This is a genomic window from Thermogemmatispora sp., from assembly GCF_019683755.1.
Lineage (GTDB): Bacteria > Chloroflexota > Ktedonobacteria > Ktedonobacterales > Ktedonobacteraceae > Thermogemmatispora.
This window is the reverse complement of the sequence record NZ_JADGHT010000284.1, coordinates 1-6,050: the sequence shown is the minus strand read 5'-3', so window position 1 is coordinate 6,050 and position 6,050 is coordinate 1. Positions and strand designations below refer to the sequence as shown.

6 protein-coding genes are annotated in these 6,050 nt (G+C 59.2%); 4 read left to right on the top strand and 2 right to left on the bottom strand.

What is annotated here, in order from left to right; genetic code table 11:
* The 3 genes from IRZ24_RS15570 to IRZ24_RS15560 all read left to right on the top strand — a co-directional run.
* Positions 1-931 (top strand): sugar ABC transporter permease (locus IRZ24_RS15570; protein WP_297165917.1); only part of this gene is annotated, 931 nt, incomplete at its 5' end.
* Positions 931-1,857, top strand: coding sequence for a carbohydrate ABC transporter permease (locus tag IRZ24_RS15565; protein ID WP_297165914.1), 927 nt, complete (start codon positions 931-933; stop codon positions 1,855-1,857). The genes IRZ24_RS15570 and IRZ24_RS15565, both read left to right, overlap by 1 nt.
* Positions 1,858-2,025: 168 nt before the next feature.
* Positions 2,026-3,249 carry an arabinogalactan endo-1,4-beta-galactosidase gene (locus IRZ24_RS15560; protein ID WP_297165911.1) on the top strand — a complete coding sequence of 408 codons (1,224 nt, stop codon included), beginning with the start codon at positions 2,026-2,028 and terminating at the stop codon, positions 3,247-3,249.
* Between the two features lie 188 nt (positions 3,250-3,437).
* Here the strand turns inward: IRZ24_RS15560 and IRZ24_RS15555 are convergent, their stop codons facing one another.
* Positions 3,438-3,842 (bottom strand): metalloregulator ArsR/SmtB family transcription factor, encoded by a 405-nt coding sequence (locus IRZ24_RS15555; RefSeq protein ID WP_297165908.1) that lies wholly within the window; start codon positions 3,840-3,842, stop codon positions 3,438-3,440.
* Positions 3,843-4,217: 375 nt separating this feature from the next.
* Here IRZ24_RS15555 and IRZ24_RS15550 point away from each other — a divergent pair, with 375 nt between their 5' ends.
* Positions 4,218-4,820 carry a hypothetical protein gene (locus tag IRZ24_RS15550; protein WP_297165905.1) on the top strand — a complete coding sequence of 201 codons (603 nt, stop codon included), beginning with the start codon at positions 4,218-4,220 and terminating at the stop codon, positions 4,818-4,820.
* A gap of 88 nt (positions 4,821-4,908) precedes the next feature.
* Here the strand turns inward: IRZ24_RS15550 and IRZ24_RS15545 are convergent, their stop codons facing one another.
* Entirely contained in the window at positions 4,909-5,754 is an 846-nt protein-coding gene (locus IRZ24_RS15545) for a hypothetical protein (RefSeq protein WP_297165903.1), read from the bottom strand.
* Positions 5,755-6,050 lie beyond the last annotated feature (296 nt).

The window sequence follows — 6,050 nt, the reverse complement described above, 5'->3', positions numbered from 1 at the left end:
GATGCAGGAGCTGGCTCCCGCCGCTAGCGGCGCCTCCAGTGCCTGGCGGCTCTGGCGACGTTGGCGCCGCCATGTGATCATACCTTATCTATTCCTGCTCCCGTTCCTGCTGCTCTTCTCGTTCTTTTTACTGGTGCCTTTGCTCTACGCACTCTGGACCAGCTTCTTTGTGGAGCGCCTGATCGGCGGCACCACCTTTGTGGGCCTGGTGAATTATCAAGAGGTGGTGCACGATGGCAATTTCTGGGAGGGAGTCCGCAATGTCCTCTTGCTCCTGTTTACTCAGGTTCCTCTGATGTTAGGTCTAGCTCTTTTATTAGCTCTTCTGCTCGATAGCCAGATTGTACGTCTACAGACGATCTTTCGTCTGGGCTACTTTCTCCCCTATGCGATTCCCAGCGTGATCGGCGCCTTGTTGTGGGGCTACCTCTATAGCGCCCACATCGGTCCTTTTGCCCAATTGGCAGAGCTGCTGCACTGGCCCCCGCCGCCTTTCCTGACTGCTGTTGGTCTCTTGCCATCGATCGCGAACATTTTGACCTGGCAGTGGACCGGCTACAACATGGTGATCCTCTATGCAGCTCTGCAGGCCATCCCGCCGGAACTCTACGACGCCGCGCGTGTCGATGGTGCCAGTGGCTGGCAGATCGCGCGCCGCATCAAGATTCCCCTGATTGCCCCGGCCATTGTGCTCACAGTAGTCTTCTCGATTATCGGCACCCTGCAGCTCTTTAACGAACCGCAGATCATGGCTGCGATTGTGCCCAATCTGATCCAGGACCACTATACGCCGAACCTGTACGCCTACAATCTGGCTTTTACGAACCAGCAGTATAACTACGCCGCGGCCGTCTCGTTTGTACTCGGCGCCGTGGTCTTCGTCTTCTCCTACATCTTTATGCTGGTGACCTATCGCAGGGGGCAACGCTGATGGCTCAGAGTGAATCGCTTCCAGTTAGCAGTCTGGCCACCAGAAAGCAGTCAGCGACTCGCTTGAGGGCGCGACGCCAGGGCTGGACGCTGCGCGGTCTGGTGCTGCTTTTCCTGGTGCTGATGCTGATCTACTTTGTGATTCCGCTTTTCTGGCTGGTGGTCTCGGCAACCAAGACGAACGACGAGCTGTTCTCAACCTTCGGGCTGTGGTTTGCCCCGGACTTCCATCTGCTAGAGAACCTGCACGATGTTTTTACCTACGATAATGGGATCTTTCTGACCTGGCTGACGAATTCGGCTTATTATGCGGTGGTCAGCGCTCTGGGCGCTTCGCTCATCGCTACGCTGGCCGGCTATGCCTTCGCCAAGCTCTCGTTTCCCGGGCGTGAGCTGGTCTTTGCCATTATCCTGGGCACGATCATGGTCCCTAATACAGCCCTGGCGATTCCTACCTATCTGCTGCTCAGCAAGGTCGGCCTGGTCAATACTCCACTGGCGATCATTCTGCCTTCGCTGGTGACCCCTTTTGGGGTCTATCTCATGCGCGTCTATGCCGAGCAGGCCCTCCCTGACGATTTGTTGGATGCAGCGCGTGTCGACGGCGCCAGCGAGTGGCGCATTTTCTGGAGCATTGCCTTACGCTTGCTGGCTCCCGGTTTTGTGACTGTTCTGCTGTTGAGCTTCGTGGGCACCTGGAATAACTTTTTCCTGCCCCTGGTAGTGACCAATAATCCGGCCTACTATCCGCTGACCGTTGGCCTGGCTAACTGGAACCAGTTGTCTCAGGCTTTCAGTGGGTCGCGCATCCTCTATACGCTGGTGATCACCGGCTCGCTGATCTCGGTGATCCCGCTGATCATCGGCTTTCTCTTCTTGCAGCGCTACTGGCAAGGGGGGCTGACGTTTGGTAGCCTGCGCTCTTAGGAACTTGTTGCCGGGCACGACTGGCCTGGTCTGATAGGCGGTAGCGGTGGAGGCTGCTGGAGGCAATGCTGCCAGGGAGAAAGGCGCCTCCAGCGTGCGCTCGCTCTCGGCAGCTCCGATGGTATCTCCACCGTCTGATTGTATGTCCCGCAAGGAAGGTAGGCAGCAATGGATTGCGAGAAGCAGATGTCTCTCTCTGATGATCGGCATGAGCCATGCACGCTCACGGCACGCAGATTGAGTCTGAGTCGCCGGCGCTTCCTTGGCCAACTGGCGGCGGCCACAACTCTGGCCAGCGGCTTGACCTTCAGCAGCGGACTACCGGCAGCTTTGGCCGCTTCGCTGCCTGCTCCCTGGCAGGCAGGTAGTGGTCGTCCACGCGTGCTGGGTCATGATCTGTCGACGCTGCAACAGTTGGAGGATGTCGGCAAGCGCTTTTCCGACCAGGGTCGCATTCTGCCCGCCGAGCAGATCGTGGCCCGCCACGGCGCAACTTTTATCCGGGAACGACTGTGGGTCCAGCCACCGATTCCCTACAACGATCTGCCGCACATTTTGACTATGGCGCGCCGCATCAAGGCCGCTGGTTTGCACTTCTTGCTTGATTTCCATTACTCAGATTTCTGGGCCGATCCCAGTCATCAGACGACCCCACAGAGCTGGCAGGGCCAGGATCTGGCAACACTGGCCCAGACAGTCTATGATTACACGCGCTCGGTGCTGGGAGCGTTGGCCCGCCAGGGAACGCTGCCAGAGATGGTGCAGACGGGCAACGAGGTGACGGCAGGGATGCTCTGGCCCCAGGGGCAGATCTATGTCAATGGGACAGAGCGCTGGTCTCAGTTCGCAACGTTACTCAAAGCAGCAATTGCCGCTGTGCGCGATACCAGCCGCGCGATTGAGGTGATGATCCATATCGACCGCGGCGGTGATAACGCCGGCAGTCGCTACTTTTTCGACCATGTCCTGGCCCAGGGCGTGGACTTCGACGTGATTGGCCTGTCGTATTATCCCTGGTGGCATGGACCACTCTCAGCTCTACAGGCCAATCTCAACGATCTGGCGCCACGCTATGGCAAGGATCTGGTGGTTGTAGAAACGGCTTATCCCTGGACCCTGACCGATGGCGATAGCGAGCCGAATATCGTCAATGCCCAGACAACGCTCCTGCCGGGCTATCCTCCCACACCCGAGGGCCAGCTCGCTTATATTCGGGCCGTGCGGGCGATTGTGGAGCAGGTGCCTCAGGGCCGCGGGCGCGGGCTGGTCTATTGGGAATCGGCCTGGATACCCGGCGTGGGCTGGGAACCAGGGGCTGGTGATGCCTGGGACAATCTGACTCTCTTTGATCGTCAAGGCCGAGCCTTGCCTTCCATCCGCTGCTATCAGTAGCGCGGATCAACAGATAGCTTCCCTTCCCCTCTTTACGACCGAGTGCTCAAGCCCAACCGGTACCGACACGGTCAGAACATGACGCGCCCACAGCAGCGGCCCAGTCTACACGCTCAGTGGATTGGGCCGCTTCGCTTCTCTCAGGCTGCTAACCAGCGAGAAGGCCAACCCAGCAAGCAGAGCCTCCTTTAGCGAATCACGCCACAAGAAGCAATACCAGCCATATGCTCCTGCAGCAGGGTGCCCGCGGTGCTCAGGAGCAGGCGAATACGCTCATCACAGAGGCGATAATAGACATACTTTCCCTCACGGACTGCCTGCACCAGGCCACACCAGCGCAGACAGCCAAGATGCGTCGAGACGCGCCCCTGCGGCGCTCCCAGGGCCGCCACCAGCTCGCTCACTGTGCGTCCCTGAGCCGGCGCCTCTAGCAGCAGCGCCAGCAGACGCAACCGCGTCGGATCGCTGAGCACCTTGAAGAAGCGCGCATATAACTCGGCAGCCTCAGCCGTCAGCGTGGCTCCCTGCTCCGGCAGATCCTCCGTCGCGCGACGACCCTGTTTCTCCAGCTCAGCTGCCGTTACGACTGGCACGTCTCCTGCGCTATTTCTGCCTTCCGTACTCTTCATACTTGTTTTCTGTCTCAGTTCTTCTCTGGTTACCCACCTTGTGACGATTATCCTTATATGCATAAGGCTGATAGAGGGATGATAGCACCCGACAGCAGGCCCGTCAAGGGAAGCGCCGGGAGCAGGCTGGGTATGACTGGGCAGGCGGATCAGACTCGTAGCCAGATAGGAACAAAGAGGGGAGAGAAAGGTGAAGGAGGGGAACCACTCTCCTGAAGCGTGTACTATACTATAACTACGCCGATCGAGCAGGCGACGCAGCCAGTGGACCTACTGGCGCGCGAGAAACATCACTTTAGAGAGCAGCAGGGTTTCACCAACATTGGAGGAAGTAGGCCTATGGAGCAAGAGACGGCCCAGCCAGGGAGAGCTGAGCAGGTTGGCGGCTTCCCGCAGCGCGAAGCGAGCGGTAAGCTAGTAGCTCCTGAGCAGGACCGGGCGGCCTCTCCTATTCCCTCCTGGAAGGGAAGCACACAACCTATGTGGAAAGACCTCCTTGCTCAAGGAAAAATGGCGCGGCTCTGTCAACTTGCCGCCAGACTCATTCTCGTTCTTGGACTGGTTACTGCCGCAGCGGAGGCATACCTGCTCTGGACGACCTATCACTATCTCATCCAGGCAATCATGGCACCTGGTTACAGCGGCTTCAGCAGTGCCCCACAGGGCCTTTTGTCCGTGCGCATGGCCGAGATGAATTGGTCTGACCTGGCGTGGTCACTAGCTTTTCTCTTCGGCACCATTGCCACGACCATCTTTTATAGCCTGCTTCTGTCCCTCATCGGGCGAGTGCTCAGCGCCTTAGCTGGGCCAGCGCCTGCCGGTGCCGGAGCGAGTGGCAGACAGATCAGCGCCAGTGAAGATGAGTCGGCAGATGGCCTGATCTTCCAGTCGCTGGATGAGGCAGAGCTGAAGGAGAGAAGCCGGGACGGGCGACATCATTAAAGAGTTAGCCTCACCTCTCCCGGCCTCTCGCCAAGCCGGACCAGGCCTGATGAGGCCGAATGATAGCAAGCAGGAGGAATGAAAGTGCTCAACTGGCCCCTGTAGCCAGTGGCAGGCTAGTGCCGACCAACTGACTCACCATGCGGCTCATGCGCAGGGGATTGCGCGTCGAGGTCAGGTCCTGATAGCCGTCGATCAGGGTCAAGGCTCGTGGTCCCGCCTCCGCCTCGGGACGAGCCTCTCCCCAGCGCCGTCGCCCCCGATCGGCACAGGCGCTGCTTCCCAGGCGATTCATCACTAGCATATTCTCGCGGGCCAGGAGACGATGAGGCACGTAAGCATAGAGCGGCGAGCGTAGCTCAGCCAATTGAGCCTCGATCTGCGCTGGCTCGTGGCCATAGCGTCGACAAGCCTGACGTACCTGCTCTTGTAAGGTCTCCTCGTCCAGGGCAAAGATCGCGTCTAATGCATGCAACAGATTCATAACACGATTGAGCAGCACAGCTCGCCCATGTCGCAGGCGAGGCAGCAACACATCCTGCTCTCCCTGGGCCTGGCGATAGATCACCTGGATCTGGCGGGTGAGATCAGCAAAGGGCATGGCATCCAGCCGCCGCTGCAGAAAAGCGACGACCTCGGCGGTTTCACCTTCTTCCTGCCAGGCACGCAGGAGCTGGAGGCAGCGCTCGCCCTCATAGCGTTCGATAGTCTTGGGCACACTCAGGAGGCGATCCTTGCACTCGCAGATCCAGAGGGCATGGAAATAGCGGACCGTCATTTCAACAGGGAAGCTCGCGAAGCGCTCCTGACCCTGCACCTGCTGCACAAAGAGGAAGGAAGTTTCAAACTCGGGGCGCAAACGGGCGAAGGCGTTCAGCTTCTGCTCGACCAGCATCTCTGTCGCCTCATCGCTTGTTGCTTGCCTTGCGTGCATGGCTGGCCTCCCCTCAGAGCTTGGCTGGCTGTCTGACCACAGGCCGGCGGCCACCTTCTGACCCCTAGAGAGGACGCGTCTGGCCTCCCGGCGAATTGGCCGGGCAGCCCACGCTATGAAGGATCAGGCGCCCGCTTCCTGACGAATACGGTCCCACTTGCTTGCCTGTCGCCTTCTTACTGGTGTCATCCGGCCGGCCCAGAGGGCGGGCGGGAAATCAGAAGGGCAGAGGATCAGTCAGGCGGCTGCAACGGCTGGTCAGAGAGACAACCATTCAAGAATAGACACCCCTAGAC

What these genes read in the sequence shown, in the direction of transcription:
- IRZ24_RS15565 (WP_297165914.1), top strand. Translation starts at nt 931, where the DNA reads ATGGCTCAGAGTGAATCGCTTCCAGTTAGCAGTCTGGCCACCAGAAAG.
- IRZ24_RS15560 (WP_297165911.1), top strand. Translation starts at nt 2,026, where the DNA reads ATGGATTGCGAGAAGCAGATGTCTCTCTCTGATGATCGGCATGAGCCA.
- IRZ24_RS15550 (WP_297165905.1), top strand. Translation starts at nt 4,218, where the DNA reads ATGGAGCAAGAGACGGCCCAGCCAGGGAGAGCTGAGCAGGTTGGCGGC.
- IRZ24_RS15545 (WP_297165903.1), bottom strand. Translation starts at nt 5,754, where the DNA reads ATGCACGCAAGGCAAGCAACAAGCGATGAGGCGACAGAGATGCTGGTC.